At 71.4% G+C, this 16,658-nt stretch carries 10 protein-coding genes; 3 read left to right on the top strand and 7 right to left on the bottom strand.

Annotated elements, in window-relative coordinates; genetic code table 11:
* Positions 1-108: 108 nt before the first annotated feature.
* Genes ABD652_RS11035 through nirB form a run of 3 tightly spaced genes read right to left on the bottom strand, consistent with a single transcriptional unit; the run spans position 109 to position 4,807 of the window.
* Positions 109-1,299, bottom strand: a complete 1,191-nt coding sequence (locus ABD652_RS11035) for a uroporphyrinogen-III synthase (protein ID WP_344721277.1) — start codon at positions 1,297-1,299, stop codon at positions 109-111.
* An 8-nt stretch (positions 1,300-1,307) separates the two neighbouring features.
* Entirely contained in the window at positions 1,308-2,117 is an 810-nt protein-coding gene (gene cobA / locus ABD652_RS11030) for a uroporphyrinogen-III C-methyltransferase (protein WP_344721275.1), read from the bottom strand.
* Positions 2,114-4,807, bottom strand: a complete 2,694-nt coding sequence (gene nirB, locus ABD652_RS11025) for a nitrite reductase large subunit NirB (RefSeq protein ID WP_344721273.1) — start codon at positions 4,805-4,807, stop codon at positions 2,114-2,116. The genes cobA and nirB overlap by 4 nt, the downstream gene beginning before the upstream one ends.
* A gap of 285 nt (positions 4,808-5,092) precedes the next feature.
* Here nirB and nirD point away from each other — a divergent pair, with 285 nt between their 5' ends.
* The 3 genes from nirD (at position 5,093) to ABD652_RS11010 (ending at position 9,576) form a co-directional block, all read left to right on the top strand.
* Positions 5,093-5,488: a nitrite reductase small subunit NirD gene (gene nirD, locus ABD652_RS11020; RefSeq protein WP_344721271.1), complete on the top strand. Its 396-nt coding sequence runs from the start codon at positions 5,093-5,095 to the stop codon at positions 5,486-5,488.
* A 230-nt stretch (positions 5,489-5,718) separates the two neighbouring features.
* Positions 5,719-7,320 carry a molybdopterin-dependent oxidoreductase gene (locus ABD652_RS11015; protein ID WP_344721269.1) on the top strand — a complete coding sequence of 534 codons (1,602 nt, stop codon included), beginning with the start codon at positions 5,719-5,721 and terminating at the stop codon, positions 7,318-7,320.
* A gap of 300 nt (positions 7,321-7,620) precedes the next feature.
* Positions 7,621-9,576 carry a restriction endonuclease gene (locus tag ABD652_RS11010; RefSeq protein ID WP_344721267.1) on the top strand — a complete coding sequence of 652 codons (1,956 nt, stop codon included), beginning with the start codon at positions 7,621-7,623 and terminating at the stop codon, positions 9,574-9,576.
* A 218-nt stretch (positions 9,577-9,794) separates the two neighbouring features.
* On the opposite strand, the gene ABD652_RS11005 is transcribed toward ABD652_RS11010, so the two are convergent.
* From ABD652_RS11005 to ABD652_RS10990, 4 genes are all read right to left on the bottom strand, one after another.
* A complete protein-coding gene (locus tag ABD652_RS11005; protein WP_344721265.1) occupies positions 9,795-11,441 on the bottom strand; it encodes an FAD-dependent oxidoreductase in 1,647 nt (548 codons plus the stop codon).
* On the bottom strand, positions 11,438-13,690 hold the full coding sequence (locus ABD652_RS11000; protein WP_344721262.1) for a molybdopterin oxidoreductase family protein: 2,253 nt from the start codon (positions 13,688-13,690) through the stop codon (positions 11,438-11,440). The genes ABD652_RS11005 and ABD652_RS11000 overlap by 4 nt, the downstream gene beginning before the upstream one ends.
* Positions 13,691-13,697: 7 nt before the next feature.
* Positions 13,698-15,134 (bottom strand): MFS transporter, encoded by a 1,437-nt coding sequence (locus ABD652_RS10995; RefSeq protein WP_344721260.1) that lies wholly within the window; start codon positions 15,132-15,134, stop codon positions 13,698-13,700.
* A 297-nt stretch (positions 15,135-15,431) separates the two neighbouring features.
* The gene (locus ABD652_RS10990) at positions 15,432-16,490 is read right to left on the bottom strand and encodes a CPBP family intramembrane glutamic endopeptidase (RefSeq protein ID WP_344721258.1); all 1,059 of its coding nucleotides are present in this window, start codon (positions 16,488-16,490) and stop codon (positions 15,432-15,434) included.
* Positions 16,491-16,658 lie beyond the last annotated feature (168 nt).

Raw genomic sequence — 16,658 nt, 5'->3', positions numbered from 1 at the left:
CGTCCGGCCCCCGACGCGTGCCGACGACGACGAGCGCCCGCGGCCCGACGCCCCTGACGTCGCGCCGCTCGGCTCGGCCCGCCGCGCCGCCGTCGTCGTGCGCTCAGGTCATGTTGTCAGGCGATAGCCGCGCTTGACCACTGTGGAGATGACGTCGGAGACCGGCAGCGCCTTGCGCAGCCGCGAGACCCACATCTCCAGGGCATGCTCGGAGTCGCACTGGTTCAGCACGGTCAGCAGATGCGCGCGCGAGAGCACTGCGCCCTCGGCCTTGACCAGGGCGCGCATCAGCGCCAGCGGCCCCGGGGCCAGACGCACCGGCTCGGCGCTGACCTCGGGGAAGCGCACCTCCGCGCCGCGCAGCTCCACCGGACCGTGCCGGGTGGTCGCCCGCAGCGTCTGGTGCTGCTCCAGGTGGTCGCCGACCAGTCGGATCAGCGCCCCCTGCCGCCAGCGCGACGGGATGATCGGCCGGACGCCGGAGTCCAGCAGCGGGGCGGCGGTCACGTCGCCGACGGCCGCGCAGGTGACGTCGGAGCGGAAGGCCTCCAGCATCGCTTCGGCCTGACCGTACTGGTGGGCCACTTCGAGGAAGGCGTCCACCGCCGGGGCCGCGGTGAAGGTGACGATGTCCAGCTGTCGGTCGATCACCGCCTCGATCATCCGCAGCAGCTCGGAGTCCTCGGCCGGCTTCATCCAGGCGTAGGGCATCACGGTGATCGCCCGGGCGCCGGCGGCCTCGATCCGCGCGATCTGCTCGTGGTCGGTGCGGCCGTGCAGCTGGAAGGCCACCGTCCTGCCGGCCAGGTCGTGCTCGAGGAGCATGTCGATGACGGTGGCGGTGCGCTCGTCCTCGGCGGCGCCGTCGTCGTCGAGCCCGGCGGCCCGCACCGCGCCGCGGGCCTTGGGGCCGCGGACCAGGATGGAGGAGCCGTCCAGCGCCACGTGCAGCGCCGTGCCCGTTCCCTGGGCGTCGGCGGCCTCGGTCCAGCGGCGCATGCCGTAGGCGGTGGTGATGATCGTGAAGTCCGGGGCGGCGTCGATCACCGCCTGCGTGTCGTGCTGCAGCGTCGCGGACTCGGTCATCGGGGCCAGGCGCAGCGCCGGGGCGTGCATGACCTCGGCGCCGCGGCGCTCGAACGCCGAGATCAGATCCTCGCTGCGCCGGTCGGAGGTCACGCCGATGCGGAAGCCGGTCAGCGACTGCGGCAGCCCGCCGCCGGGCGGGGCGGGGGAGGACGCGCTCGTGTCGGCCGACGGCGGGTCGGCGGGGGCGGCGGTCGAGGGATGCTGCTCCATGGGGACCATCATCCCACCGCCGTCGTCGCCAGTGCGCGGACGCGTCGCATGCCGGGCCCTTCGGCCGTCGCCTCGCCGGTGCCGGGCTCGTCGGCGGCCAGGGCGACGACGTCGCCGACCACCAGCACCGCCGGGGCCCGCACGCCGCGCCGGGCGGCAGCGGCCAGCACCTCGGAGAGCGGGGCGATCGAGGTGCGCTGGGCGGCGCCGAAGCCCTGTTCGATGATCGCCGTCGGCGTCGTCGGCGCCATCCCGCGGCGCTGCAGCCCGGAGACGGTGTGGCCCAGCGTGCCCACCCCCATCAGCACCACCACAGTCCCGCCCAGGCCGACCAGCCCGGCCAGCTCCTCCTCGGAGAGCGGATCGTGGCCGGAGATGATGGTGACGGCCTTCGAGACCTCGCGAGCGGTGACGGGGATGCCGGCCGCGGCCGGCACCGCGATCGCCGAGGAGATCCCCGGGACCACGGTGACCGGCACGCCGGCCGTGCGGCAGGCGGCGACCTCCTCGCCGCCGCGGGCGAAGACGTAGGGGTCGCCGCCCTTGAGTCGGACCACCACGCGTCCGGCGCGGGCTGCGGAGACCAGCATCCGGCCGATCTCCTCCTGCGGCACGCGGTGGTGGCCGGGGCGCTTGCCGACGTCGACCAGTTCAGCGCGCGGCGCCCAGGCCGGCAGGTCGTCGGTGGGGGCCAGCCGGTCGTGGTAGACGACGTCGGCGGCGGCCAGCGCGTCCCGGGCGCGCACGGTCATCAGGTCGCCGGCGCCCGGCCCGCCGCCCACCAGGGTCACGGCGCCCCGCGGAGTCCCGCCGCTCATGAGCTCACCCCAACTCCCGCCGGCTGCGGCGCGTCGGCCCCGCGCACCGGGATCCGCGGGCCGGAGAGCAGCACCGGGCCCTCGCCGGTCTCGGCGGCGGCGAGCTCCTCCTCGGTGGCCGGGCGGCGCTGGTCGCGGTCGACGACGTAGGACAGCCCGGTGTCCGGAGCCTCCGGGGCGTTGACGAAGCTGCGGAAGCGGCGGAGCTTCTCCGGGTCGCGCAGCGTGGCCGCCCACTCGTCCTCATAGGTGTCGACGTGGCGGGCCATGGCCTCCTCGAGATCGGCGGCGATGCCCAGCGAGTCCTGCACCACGACGTCGTGGACGTGGTCGACGCCGCCGTCGAGCTCGGCCATCCAGTGCGCGGTGCGCTGCAGCCGGTCGGCGGTGCGCACGTAGTAGATGATGCAGCGGTCGATGTAGCGCAGCAGCGTCTCGTCGTCGAGGTCCTTGGCCAGCAGCTCGGCGTGGGCCGGGGTGGCGCCGCCGTTGCCGCCGACGTAGAGGTTCCAGCCCTCAGCGGTGGCGATGACGCCGACGTCCTTGCCGCGGGCCTCGGCGCACTCGCGGGCGCAGCCGGAGACGCCGAACTTCAGCTTATGCGGCGACCGCAGCCCGCGGTAGCGCATCTCCAGCTCGACGGCCATCGCCACCGAGTCCTGCACGCCGTAGCGGCACCAGGTCGAGCCCACGCAGGACTTCACGTTGCGCAGCGCCTTGCCGTAGGCCTGGCCGGACTCGAAGCCGGCGTCGACCAGCCGCTTCCAGATCGACGGCAGCTGCTCCAGCCGGGCGCCGAACAGGTCGATGCGCTGGGCGCCGGTGATCTTGGTGTAGAGGTCGAACTCCCGGGCGACCTCGGCGATGACCGCCAGCTTCTCCGGAGTGATCTCGCCGGCCGGCACGCGCGGGACCACCGAGTAGGTGCCGTCCTTCTGCATATTGGCCAGTGCGCGGTCGTTGGTGTCCTGCAGCGCGCCGCGGCCGTCGTCGAGGATGTGCTCGTCGTACTCGGCGGCGAGGATGGAAGCCACCGCCGGCTTGCAGATGTCGCAGCCGAAGTTGGTCGCGGCGTCGGCCGGGGTGCCGAAGCGGTCGACGATCGCGGTGAAGGACGTCAGCCCGGTGGCACGGACGGCCTCGAAGAGCTCGCTGCGCGAGTGGGCGAAGTGCTCGCAGAGGGCGGTGGAGACTTCCAGACCCTGGCTGCGCATCTCCTTCTCCATGATCTTCTTGGTCAGCGGCAGGCAGGAGCCGCACTGCGTGCCCGCCCCGGTGCAGGCCTTGATCGCGCCGATGTCGCCGCAGGGCGGATTCTCGCCGTCGCCGGCGACGGCGGAGCGTATGCTGCCGGCGCAGACGTCCTGGCAGGAGCAGATCTGCGCGTCGTCGGGCAGCTCGACCTCGGCGGGCTCGCCGCCGGCGGCCGAGAGGAAGCTGCCCGGCTCGGAGGGCAGCTCGCGGCCGAGCAGCGGCCGCAGCGAGGAGTAGGGGCTGGCGTCGCCGACGAAGATGCCGCCCAGCAGGGTCTTCGCGTCGTCGGAGACGACCAGCTTCTGGTACACGCCCTCGGCCGGGTCGGCGAAGACGACCTCCAGGGCGTCGTCGGCCTCGGCGAATCCGTCGCCGAAGGAGGCGACGTCCACGCCGGCGAGCTTGAGCTTCGCCGCGGTGTCGAAGCCGTCGAAGGTCGCGTCCCCGCCGGCCAGCCGGTCGGCGACGACTTCGGCCATCGCGTTGGCCGGGGCGACCAGGCCCATCGTGGTGTCCTCGAAGCAGGCGACCTCGCCGATGGCCCAGACGCCGTCCGCCGACGTCGCGCAGGTGTCGTCGATGACCGCCCCGCCGCGCGGGCCGAGCTCCAGGCCGGCCGCGCGGGCCAGCTCGTCGCGGGCGGTGATGCCGATGGCGGCGACGACCAGGTCGGCGGCGACGTCGTCGGCGGTGGGGAAGTGCAGCGTATAGGGATGCGTCCGCTCGGCGCGCTCGAGGTCCACCGTCAGCGCGGCCGGGCGCTCGCCCAGCTGCAGCGTGCAGCCCTCCTGCTCGAGCAGCCGGTTCAGCGTGCGGCCGCCGAACTCGTCGAGCTGGGCGTTCATCAGCCACGGGCGGGAATGGACCACGGTGACCTCGGCGCCGCGGCCCTGCAGTCCGCCGGCGGCCTCCAGACCGAGCAGCCCGCCACCGATGACCGCGCAGCGCGGAGCGCGGCCGAGACCCTCGGCCAGCTCGGCGGCCTTCGCCCGCAGCCAGTCGACGTCGTCGAGGGTGCGGTAGACCGCGATGTGCTCGCTGTTCTCGATCGGCGGGCGCGGGGCCGAGGAGCCGGTGGCCAGCACCAGCTCGTCGTAGTCGACGGTCTCGCCGGCGGCGGTGGTGGCGGTGCGCGCGTCCGGGTCGATCCCGGTGACGGCGACGCCGGTGCGCAGGGTCACCGCCGGATGCTCCCAGAGGCTCGGCTCGCCGAGCAGCAGGTCGTCGTCAGTCTCGAATCGCCTGGACAGCGCGACCCGGTCGTAGGGGGCGACGGGCTCCTCGGCGAAGACGGTGATGGTCGTCCCAGGCAGCCGGCGGGCGAGCAGCGCCTCGGTCAGCCGGTGGGCGGCCGGGCCGCCGCCGACGACGACGATGCGGCGGGCCTCGCCGGTCGGCGCGCCGTCGGTGGTGGTCGCTGTGCTGGGTGCAGACATCGGAACTCCCCTTCGCGATCGGTCGGTGCCGGGCGCCCCGGAGGGCGCGGCGGTCGATCGGCGCCGTACGGCCGCGCTCTGCGGCCGTCGCAGATCTGCGGCGACGCCGTCCCCGACTTCGGGTGCGTTCCACGCTAGGCGGGGGCGATTTCCCGGCCGTATCCCCTCTGTAAAGCCAGGATGACGAGGTCCTCTGGTGAGGAGTCAGGCGGGATGAAGGGCGTTTCACCGGCGGGAAACACCGCGGCACGACGGCTGAAACGCCGCAGGCCTAGCCTGGTCGGCATGACAGCTGCACTGGATGCCCGCACCGCGCACGAGACCGCCGACGAGCCGTCGGGAGGGGCGTCGCCGGCCGGCACCGAGCATGTGGTGTGCCGGCTGGAGGACCTCGAGCCCTTCTTCGGCGAGGCCGCCCTGGTCGACGGGGTGCAGATCGCGCTGATCCGCGTGCCCGGCGACCGGATCTTCGCCGTCTCGCAGAGGGACGACGTCGCGAAGGCGCATGTGATGGCCCGCGGCATCGTCGGCACCAAGCAGGGGCGGCCCACGCTCGCCTCGCCGATCCATAAGCAGGTCTATTGCCTGGAGACCGGCGAGTGCCTGAGCCAGGAGGGCCCGCGGCTTCAGGTCTTCGCCGTGCGCGTCGACGACGCCGGCCGCGTCGCCGTCGTGGTCTGATCCGGCGCGATTCTGCCGTGGAGCCCCGGAGATCACCGAGTCTTCGCAGGATCACCGTGCTGCACCACGGGAATCCTGCGACAACTCGGTGATCTCGGCTTCTCAGGAGCGGGCGGGATGAGGGCGTCGTCGCCCAGGGCGGGGCCCAGGACGCGCCGCATTGACCGGTCGAGCCTCCCGCGCGCACGATCAAGCATGAGCTGTGCCGCCGGATCGAGGAGGACGACGCCGTGGCGGAGCCCGGCCTGACCCGTCCTGCGGCCGCGCTGATCGGCTGTGCCGCCGCGCTGGCCGCCCTCGGCACGGCCGAGCTCCTGGCCGGCCTGCTGATCCCGGACGGATCGCCGCTGCTGGCGCTGGGAGCCGTGGTCATCGACGCCAGCCCCGCCTGGTTGAAGGACGCGGCGATCACCCTCTTCGGCACCGCCGACAAGATCGCGCTCTTCGTGGTCATGGGCGTCGTCGCCACGGCGCTCGCCGCCGCGCTCGGGCTGCTCGCCCGCACGCGTCGCGTGATCGCCCGGCTCCTCGTGCTCGGCGTCGGCCTCGGGCTCGCCGCCGCCGTCGTCTCCCGGCCGGAGGTCGGACTCGTCGGGATCGCCTGGCTGCCGGCCGTGCTGCCGACCGTCGGCGGGATCGTCCTCGGGCTGCTCGTGCTCGAGGGCCTGGTGCGCCGCGGAGCCCGCGCGGCGGAGAGGCAGCCGGGCTCGCAGCCGTCGTCGCCGTCGTCGTCCTCCTCGGCCGGGTCCTCGGCGTCGGCTCCGCGCCGCCGCAGCGTGATCGGGCTGGCCGCGACCGTCGGAGTGCTCGGCGCGGCCGGTCTCGTCGCCGGGCGCCTCGGCGCCTCGGTCCTGCATGCCGGCCGGCGACTGCGCGAGACGATCACGCTGCCGCGGCCGGCGCGCCGCGCCCCGCGCCCGTCCGCAGTGTCCGCCGACGTCGCGGGCATGCCGCGCTGGACCACGCCGAATGACACCTTCTACCGCATCGACACCGCCCTGGTCCCGCCGGACGTCGACCCGCGGAGCTGGCGGCTGCGCATCCACGGACTCGTCGAGCGCGAGGTCACCCTCGACTTCGACGAGCTGCTCGAGCGCGACCTGGTCGAGGCCTGGGTGACGCTGGCCTGCGTCTCCAACGAGGTCGGCGGCGACCTGGTGGGCAATGCGAAGTGGCTGGGGCTGCCGGTGCGGACGCTGCTGGCCGAGGCGGGCCCGCTGCCCGAGGCCGACATGGTGCTCTCCCGCTCGACGGACGGCTTCTCCGCCTCCACGCCGCTGGCCGCGCTGAGCGATGAGCGCGACGCGCTGCTGGCGGTCGGGATGAACGACGAGCCGCTGCCGACGGAGCACGGCTTCCCGGCCCGGCTGGTGGTGCCGGGGCTCTACGGCTACGTCTCGGCGACCAAATGGGTCGTCGAGCTGGAGGTCACCCGATTCGCCGACGCCACGGCCTACTGGACCGACCGCGGCTGGTCGGCGCGCGGGCCGATCAAGACCGCCTCACGGATCGACGTCCCGCGCGAGGGCGCCCGGGTCTCGACCGGACAGGTCGCCGTCGGCGGCACCGCCTGGGCCCAGCATCGCGGCATCGCCGCGGTGGAGATCCAGCTCGACGACGGCGCGTGGCAGTCGGCCGAGCTCGCCGCCGCCGGCGGGATCGACACCTGGCGGCAGTTCTCCCTGCGGCTCGACGACGTCGGCCCCGGCGAGCACCGGCTGCGGGTCCGGGCCACCGACGGCGACGGCGCCACCCAGACCGAGGAGGTCAGGGCGACGGTCCCGGACGGCGCCACCGGGTGGCACGAGGTGGGTTTCACTGTGAAGGACTAAGCGTAGGACCGGCGCACGGGCAGAAGGTGCCAGTGCTGGCCGAACTGCATGTGTTGCGGTAACTGTATCGGGGAGGTCGGTAGCAACGTGCAGCCTACCGGAGCGGCGCCAGGGTCGCGCGCGTCTCAGCACATGATATGAAGAACGAATCGTGTACGGACGGAGTGCCGAGGGGAACGTATGAACGAGTCGGGTCCAGAAGTAGTTGAACAGGGTGCAGTGGTTCCACTCCCGTGGGCTTCAAGAATATCGAGTATGCCTTCACTTCCGGGAGGTGGGCGGAACCAGGTTCACACATTGATGCGGATCTTGAACGCCGTCGACGCTGAAGATGGACTGGCGACCGCGACGGTGGAGATCGCAGACGGTACCGTCAGAAAGCTGCGGGATGCCGTGAAGCAAATTAGCCCTGCAGGTTTGGTGTCGACGGTGGACCGACAGCACTTTGCAGTACCGCAAGAAGCCCGTCGGTGGATGGAGTCCCAGGATCCACTGGCTCTATTGTCTCTTTTTCACCGTCACGTGCGGTATGTAGGCGAGATGCTGGACGCGATCAGTGTCGAACCCACGAGTGTGCGGATGCTGAAGGAGACAGCCGCGACTGAGTATCAACTTGAATGGTCGACAGCAGACCAAGTCAGACGCAGAATGGCTTGGATGTTGGTACTTGGGCTGGTCGAGTATCGGACTAACGATCTCATTCAGCTCACGGATCTTGGACATGAAGCTCTCGGGCGACTTCAACTAGGCGGCCCCGAACGGATGCCACAGCCCTCGGCTGTAGTCGTAGAGGTGCCTGCTTCCCCGGCGGCGATCAAGGCGCTGGTCGAGCAGTTGGATCAGAACACTTTGGGAAGACGGTCGTCGCCGTTTGGTTACATCCCACGGGGGAACGGTGAAACAAGCATTGTCGATTCTCTATACCTGTTGGTCAATGCTGCTTCACCACATATCACGCGGGCGGACTTGCTGACTTTCTCAAAGGAAACATTCCGGATGTCAGAGAGTTCTTTTGGTGCCGCCCTGACGACTCTCACGAAATCTGGACTTTTGGAGCAGACGGGTTTCAACGTATATTCGCCGACCAGCCCGGCGACGGCCTGGCTGGAGTCGCAGGAACCTTTGGACCTGGTGTTAATCTTGCACGCCAAGTTCTTGGCCATGCTGGAGCTTATCCCGTTGCTATACGAGAGTGACAAGGCGCCCGATTTGGCCCGTGCTGCGCATTCCTATTTCGGCCTGACTCGCGTCGATGTCGGTGGTATCCGTACTCGGCTCCAGCTGCTCAAGGCGGCGGGTCTAATTAGCGAGCTGGCCAATTGGCGGTTCCATCCCACGCCCCTTGGCGAGCGGCTCGTTCAGGAGGTTCCCCTTCAGGATTCTATGAGCGAGAACGTCGCCGAAATCTCTGTCAGCGATGAGTCTCGTCATGATGGTTCGCAGTCATCGGCCGAGTTGTTGGCGAAGGAGCTGGAATGGGCTTCTGTCGATGGGGAGTCGCCCGTTCGTCTGGAGAAGGCCGCAGCTGAGGCGCTTTCCTTCCTGGGGTTTGAAGCGCGACATGTTGGCGGTGGCGGAAACACGGACGTCCTCGCGACGGTTGAGAGTGCTGACGGTACCCCGGTGCGAGTTATCGTCGACGCTAAATCAGCTCGCAGTGGATCTGTGAATGAAGGGGCGGTCTCGTTCGACACCTTGGCAGAGCACAAGGATAAGCACGAAGCCGACTACGTAGTTCTTGTGGGGCCAGGCTTCGACAGTGGGCGCGTTCGTCCACGCGCCGAGCAACACGGGGTACGTCTTCTCTCTGCCAGCGACTTGGGGCAACTTATTCGTCGCCATGAACGTAGTCCCTTGTCTGCTTCAGAATTCATTTCCTTGGTTGACCCTGACTCTAACGCTGGAAAGAGTCTGGAAGCTGTGTGGGTCCAAGCGGAGCGTCGACGAGAATTGTTTGCCCAAATCGTTGCTGTTCTCGCTCAGGAAGCGCGAGAAGCCGATGAAGTGACTAAGGGGGCGCTTTCGCCGGAACAGCTCTACCTTATCGTCCGGGATGAGTTGGATCCTCGGCCTACGACTGATGATATCGGCGACGTTCTCAAGCTTCTGGAACATCCGCTAATTGGATCGGTTCGTCGATCGACGGAAGGGGGGAGCCGAGTGAGTTCCTACCGGCTCGTCGACTCTCCGCAACTTGTCAGGGAGAAGGTCTCAAGCATTTCTGCAAGCCTGGCCGGCATCGATGACGATAACTGATTTCGTCCCTTGTAAAGATCAAGCGCAGGTCCTGTGGACCTGGGCGAAATCTCGATCCCCAGTCCTCAAGTGAGGTATTATGGAACAATGATTAATTTGAGTTCAGCATGGGGTGTATAGCTCGATAGGAACTAGGATCGAGTTTCGAAGGTTCATGCTGTTCCCCGGGGCCAGTCGAATGCACTGAGTATTGGGCAATGCACGACGGACGGATACTCTCAGACCGACGCTGGCGCGGCGGCCAGAACCTTCTCGATCGACGAACGGCAGGTCCCGCAGCCGGTGCCCGCCCGGCAGGCCGCGCCGACCTCGTCCACTGTCGAGCAGGTCTCGGCGGCCTCGGAGACCATGCCCGCCGTCGCCCCGGAGCAGCGGCAGAGGACATCGTCGTCGCCCAGCTCCTGCTCGGCGGTGGCGTGCTGGGCGGCGACCAGTGCGGTGCGGTCGGCCACCGGCAGAGTGCCGCGGCTCGCGTGCACCGCCAGCTCGGCGGCGGTGCGTGCCATGCCCACTGAGACGAAGCCCAGCAGCCGCTCGCCCTCGGTGACGATGCGCAGGTACTGCCCGGCCTGCGGATCCGACCAGGTCGAGACCGTCGGCGCATCCGGCGCCCAGGGGTCCACCTGGGTGGTGCCGGCGCAGGCGACCGACAGCGTCTTCGACTTCATCAGAATGACCTCCAGACGCGGGTCCTCGACCGCCTCGGCGGCCTCCCCGGCGTCGTCCGGGCGGGCAAGGTCCACCGGGTGCCCGGCGGCATCGCGCTCGACGGCGGCGGCCAGCCCCAGGTCGCGGCGCAGCGCCGCGGCGGCGAGCTCGGCCTGCTCCCAGCCCGGGCCGATGAGCCCGGACGGGTCACGACCCTCGTGGGCCGCGCAGTCGCCGATCGCGAAGACGTGCTCGTCGCCGAGGCTGCGGCAGTCGCGATCGACGTGCACGCCCCATCGGGTGGGCAGCCCGGCGTCGGAGGCCAGCTCATGTCGCGGGCGCACGCCGCAGCAGGCGACCAGCAGCCGGGCAGGCAGCTTCTCGTCGCGCGAGGTGCGCACTGCAGTCAGTCTCCCGTCGTCGGAGACGACGGTGTGGATGTCGGCAGCGGAGCGGACGTCGACGCCGGCGGCGACCAGCTCGCGACGCAGCAGCTGGCCGGAGTCGGCGTCGACCTGCCGGCCCATCGGTGCGGTGCCGCGGTGGACCAGCGTCACCGGCGCCCCCGCTTCGGCGACGGCCAGGGCGGCCTCGACGCCGAGCACGCCGCCGCCGAGCACCACCACCGGCTCGCCGGCGGCGACGGCGGCGCGGAGAGTGGTCGCATCCTCCATCGTGCGCAGCGCCATGACGCCGTCGGGGAAGCGCTCGCCCGCCTCGCCGCCGGCCTCGGCCGTGCGGCGGGCGCGCATGCTCAGTTCGGCGTCGACCGCGCCGTCGCGGCGCCTCTCCACCTGCATCTGCGGCATGATCGCCTCCGCGCCGGTGGCCAGCACCAGCCGGTCGTAGTGCAGCGCCGAGCCGTCGCTGAGCGTGAGCACCCGGGTCGCGGCATGCAGCGCCGTCGCGGTGACCCCGCAGCGGACGTCGACGCCGAGGCCGACCAGCTCGGCGTCGTCGGCCAGCGCGAGGTCCTCCGGCGCCGTCCGACCGACGGAGACGTCGCCGAGGCGGATGCGCTGGTAGGCCGGTCGGGGCTCGGCGCCGAGGATGGTCAGCCGCACAGCACCGTCGGCGATCGCGTCGTGCAGCTCGTCGACCAGGCGGGCGGCCACCGGGCCGAAGCCGACGACGACCACATGCGGGACGGCCGCGCCGCCGGCGCCGCCGGCGGGCACCGGGCACTGCGGAGCGGGGGAGGAGGACGGAACGGTCATCGGGGCAGCTCCTCGGTCGTCTCGGCTGCAGGGGTCTCGAGCGTCTCCGCGGGCCGGATGCTCACCGGGGTGTTCTTGAACTCCGGCATCTTCGACTGCGGATCGGTCAGTCCGCGGGTGATGCGATTGGCGGTGCCCGCGCCGGGGAAGTGGAAGGGGGCGAAGACGGTGTCAGTGCGCAGCCCGTCGTCGAGGACCACGAGCCCGGTCATCTCGCCCTGGTCACTGGTGACGGTCGCCGGTTCACCCTCGGCCAGCCCGAACTGCGCGGCGACGGCCGGGTGCAGCTGGAGCGTGGGCTCGGGATGCGCGGCGTGCAGCTCCTGGACCCGGCGGGTCTGCGCGCCGGACTGGTAGTGCTCCATCAGCCGGCCGGTGGTGAAGACCAGCTGCCGGCCGGCCGGTGCGATGCCGCGGCCGGCGCGGATGTCGGTCAGCCTCGCCCGGCCGTCGGGATGGGCGAAGCGCTCGCGGAACATCCGCGCCGTTCCGGCGATCGGCTCGTCGGTGGTGGTGTGCTCCTCGTCAGCCTCCTCCGCACCGGCCGGCAGCGGCCAGTAGGCGGCCTGGCCGTCGTCGAGGGCGGCGTAGTCCAGGCCCGAGTAGTCGGCGGTCGCCCCGCGCGTGGCCCGTCCGATCTCGGCGAAGACGGCGGCCGGCTCGATGGGGAAGTCCAGCACGGAGGCCAGACGGCGAGCCAGGTCGGCCCAGATCTCCAGCTCCGAGCGTGGGCCGGCCGGCGGGTCGACGGCGCGCCGGCGGCGCAGCACCCGGCCCTCGAGGCTGGTCATGGTGCCCTCCTCCTCGGCCCACTGCAGCACCGGCAGCACGACGTCGGCCTCCGCGGCGGTCTCGGAGAGGAAGAAGTCGGCGACCACCAGCAGATCCAGCGCGCGCAGGTTCTCCACCACCCGGTCGGCGTCCGGCGCGGAGAGCGCGACGTTGGAGCCGTGGACCAGCAGGCCGCGGACCCCGTCGCCGGTGTCCATCGTGTGCAGCAGCTGGGCGGCGGGCCGGCCGACGCCGGGGATCGCGGCCTCGTCGACGCCCCAGATCTCGGCCATATGGGCGCGGTCGGCCGGGTCGAGGATCGAGCGCGCCCCGGGCAGCTGGTCGTTCTTCTGGCCCATCTCGCGGCCGCCCTGGCCGTTGCCCTGCCCGGTCAGCGTCCCGTAGCCGCCGGCGGCGGTGCCCGGCAGCCCCAGCAGCAGCGCCAGGCTGATCGCCGCCCGCGCGGTGTCGGTGCCGTCGCGGTGCTGCTCGACGCCGCGGCCGGTGAGGATGAACACCGGATCCCCGCCGGCCCGCGCCCGGGCGGCGGCGTGGCCCAGCCGACGGGCCAGCTGGCGGATCAGGTCCGCGCCGACGCCGGTGGCCGTCTGGGCCTGTTCGGGCCACCAGCGCATCGCCGACCGCCGGAAGGCGGCCAGCCCGTCGACGCGCTCGGCCAGATAGTCCTCGGCGGCGAAGCCCTCCTCGAGGATCACCTGGGCGACGGCGAGCAGCAGCACCAGATCGCCGCCCGGGGAGGGGGCGACGTGGAAGCCGGCCTCGCCCTCGGTCAGCGCGGCAGTGGTCGAGCGCCGCGGGTCGACGACGATCAGCCCGCCCTTCTCCCGCGCGCCCTGAAGGTGCTGGACGAAAGGCGGCATGGTGTCGGCGACGTTCGAGCCCAGCAGCAGGATGGTCGCCGCGTCGTCCAGATCGGTCAGCGGGAAGGGCATCCCGCGGTCCAGGCCGAAGGCCAGCGTGGAGGCCTTCGACGCCGAGGACATGCAGAACCGGCCGTTGTAGTCGATCTGCGCGGTGCCCACCACCGTGCGGGCGAACTTTCCCAGCGCGTAGGCCTTCTCATTGGTCAGCCCGCCGGATCCGAAGACGCCGACGGCGTCGCGGCCGTGCTCGGCCTGCAGCGCCGCGATCCGCGCGGCGACGTGGTCCAGGGCGGCGTCCCAGTCGGTCTCGCGGAGCTCGCCGTCGGCGCCGCGGAGCAGCGGGGCGGTCAGCCGGTCGTCGCGGGTGAGCAGCTCCGCCGCCGTCGCCCCCTTGCGGCAGAGCCTCCCGCGGTTGGTGGGGAACTCCGCGCCGGCGACGGCGTAGTCGTCGGCGGCGTCGGGCCAGGAGGTGACCGTCAGGGTCATCGCGCACTGCAGCGCGCAGTACGGGCAGTGGGTCTGCACGCTGCGCGTCTGCGGCGCCTCGGAGCCGGAGCCCGGACCGGCCGGCGTCGTCGGAGCAGTCTCGGTCATCGCGGCCTCAGACGTTCGCCCGGGAGAAGACGGTGCCCGGCCGCAGGTAGACCGCCCAGGTCAGCGCGGCGAAGCCGACGTAGGCGGCGGCGAAGCACCAGAAAGCGACGTCGAAGGCGCCGGTGGAGCCGTGCGAGGCGTTGAGGATCTGCGGGATCGCGAAGCCGCCGCAGCCGCCCATCGCCCCGATGAGCCCCAGCGCGGCCGAGGCCTTGCGCTCATGGCCGACGCGGTCGTCGGCGCGGACCGAGATCCGGAAGACGACCGGGATCATCCGGTAGCTGGAGCCGTTGGCGATGCCGGTCAGGGTGAACAGCACCATGAAAAGCGTCAGGTAGAGCCAGAAGTTCTCCAGCGGCAGGGTCAGCACCACCAGCGCGGTGACTGCGGCCATGATCAGGAAGGTCGCCGCAGTGATCCGGGCGCCGCCGGAGCGATCGGCCAGCCGGCCGCCCCAGGGGCGGGAGAGCGAGCCGACCAGCGGGCCCAGGAAGGCCAGCGAGAGCGCGGCGCCGAGCACCTGGAAGGAGGAGAACTCCGGGAAGGTCATGGTGATCAGCGTCGGGAAGACCGAGCCGAAGCCCATGAAGGAGCCGAAGGTGCCGATGTAGATCAGCCCGATCACCCAGAGGTGCTTCTCCCGCAGCGTCGAGAGCGAACCGGCGATGTCGTTCCTCGCGTGCGAGAGGTTGTGCATGTACCGCCTCGCGCCCCAGATCGCGACCAGGATGAACGGGATCCAGAACAGCCCGGCCATCGGCAGGTTCGGCTGCAGGGCGCCGAAGGCGGCGGCGCTGACGACGATCGGCACCAGCAGCTGCGAGACCGCGACGCCGAGGTTGCCGCCGGCGGCGTTGATCCCCAGCGCCGCGCCCTTCTCGCGGGCGGGGTAGAAGAAGGTGATGTGGGACATCGAGGAGGCGAAGTTGCCGCCGCCGAAGCCCGCCGCCGCGGCGATGAGGAAGAGCACCCAGATCGGGGTCTCCGGGTTGCCCAGGGTCAGCGTGATCGCCAGCGTCGGGATCAGCAGCAGCGCCGCGGAGACGATCGTCCAGTTCCGCCCGCCGAAGAGGGCGACGGTGAAGCTGTAGGGGATGCGCAGCGTCGCGCCGACCAGCGGCGGCAGCGAGACCAGCCAGAACTGCTGGCCGGTGGTCAGCGAGAAGCCCACCTCGGGCAGGAAGATGACCGTCACCGACCAGAGCTGCCAGACCGCGAAGCCGAGGAACTCGCAGAAGACTGACCAGATCAGGTTCTGCCGCGCCGTCGGGCGGCCCGGCCCCTCCCAGAAGTCCCGGTCCTCGGCCTGCCAGTTGGTGATCCAGCGGCCGCGCTCGACGACGAGCCGGTCGGTCGGGCCCGTCGCGCCGGCGTCGTCAGTCGTCGTCGCAGAACGTGGCTGCTCCTCGGTCAGCTGCCCGGAGGGGTGGGGAGTGGGGCTCATCGTGCAGTCCTGCCTTCCGCCGTCGGGTGTCGTCCTCCCCGGAGCCGGACGGGCCGGTCCCGGGGGAGGTGATGACGATGGCGCCCACCCTTCCAAGAGGGTGTTTCACCCGTGGCATCGGGCTGTTTCCGGCAGGAAAAACGAGACTCATCAGGGACGCGGGGGCGGGTGAGTCCCGACGTGCGGGCATGCGGAGACGGGTGCGGCGGGTACACGCATCGAGAGGGCGATCTGTGCAGGTTTCGGCGCGCGCAGACGGCCGAAACCTGCACAGATCGCCCACTCGACGGGGCCGGCTCAGCCGGTCGGGGCGAAGGCCCGACGTCGGGCCAGCAGCAGGGCGCCCAGCAGCACCCCGGGGATGATCCAGCCGGACCAGCCCTGCAGCGTCGCCGCCCGGTAGTCGAACTGCGGGTCGGCGCCGGCGAACCAGAAGTGCAGGATCGTCGCGGCGGTGATCATCGACTGGGCGAAGGCCGCCGGCCAGATCGAGCCCGAGCGCATCCGCATCCAGGCCAGCAGGCCGCCGATCACCACGCAGTAGCCGCACATCAGCAGCACCGCCAGCGGCAGCGGGGTGTCCGTGTAGTGGAAGCCGACGGCGAGCAGCGGCGTGTGCCAGGCCCCGGTGAGCACGCCGGTGGCCAGCACCGCCGCCGTCGGGCCCAGGCGGCGCTGCAGCCGGGGGAAGAACCAGCCGCGCCAGCCCATCTCGGCCGTGGCATGCAGCGGCATCGTCGCGATCGCCGAGACGACGATGACGCCGACTTCGACCAGCAGGCCGCTGACCAGGAACTGGCCGCCGTCCTGCTCGCCCAGCCGGCGGGCCAGATCCTGGGTGAACAGCGGCATCGAGAGGTCCAGCGGGTAGACCCCGAGCAGCGCGCCGACGCCGAGCGCGGCCAGCGTCAGGGCGAGGAAGAGCAGCAGCGCCAGCACGCACCAGCTGATCAGCCGTGAGACCGGACGCAGCGGAGTCAGGCCCAGCGCATCGGCCAGGTGCTGGCGGCGCAGCGGGGAGGTGACGCCGTTCTGCGAGATCTCCTCGCCGGCGTCGTCGGCGGCATCAGCGGCATTCGCATCGCCCGCCGTGCTCGCGCCGCGGGAACCCGCCGTCACGCCGTGGAGTACGGCCAGGGGCTGACGGCGCTCGACGAACCAGGCGACGATCGCGCCGACCAGCGGGCTCAGCAGGAAGAGGTTCTGGTGCAGCTCCAGCGGAGCATCGGTGCGCTCGGCCGGGGACTGCACCACCAGCGGCAGGGTGACCGCCCAGGCCAGGGCCAGCGTCACCAGCACGTAGGTGCTCATCACGATCCACGGAGTGCGCGGCGTCGGGGCGGGGTGGAGCGGCATGGGACCTCGCTGATCGGGACGTGCGGGGCGTGCCGGGCCGTGCGGGCCGGCCCGGAGGGGGTCGGCCCGGCGCAGGCGTCCGGGCGCCGTCGATCATACGCGTCCGACCTCGACGCCGCCGTCGGCCGCGTCGGACCCGCTGCGTGCCGGGTCAGCTGGGCGCCGGGC

The sequence above is a fragment of the Nesterenkonia halobia genome (genome assembly GCF_039536005.1).
Classification (GTDB): Bacteria; Actinomycetota; Actinomycetes; order Actinomycetales; family Micrococcaceae; genus Nesterenkonia; species Nesterenkonia halobia.
This window is presented reverse-complemented; position numbering and strand designations above follow the sequence as displayed.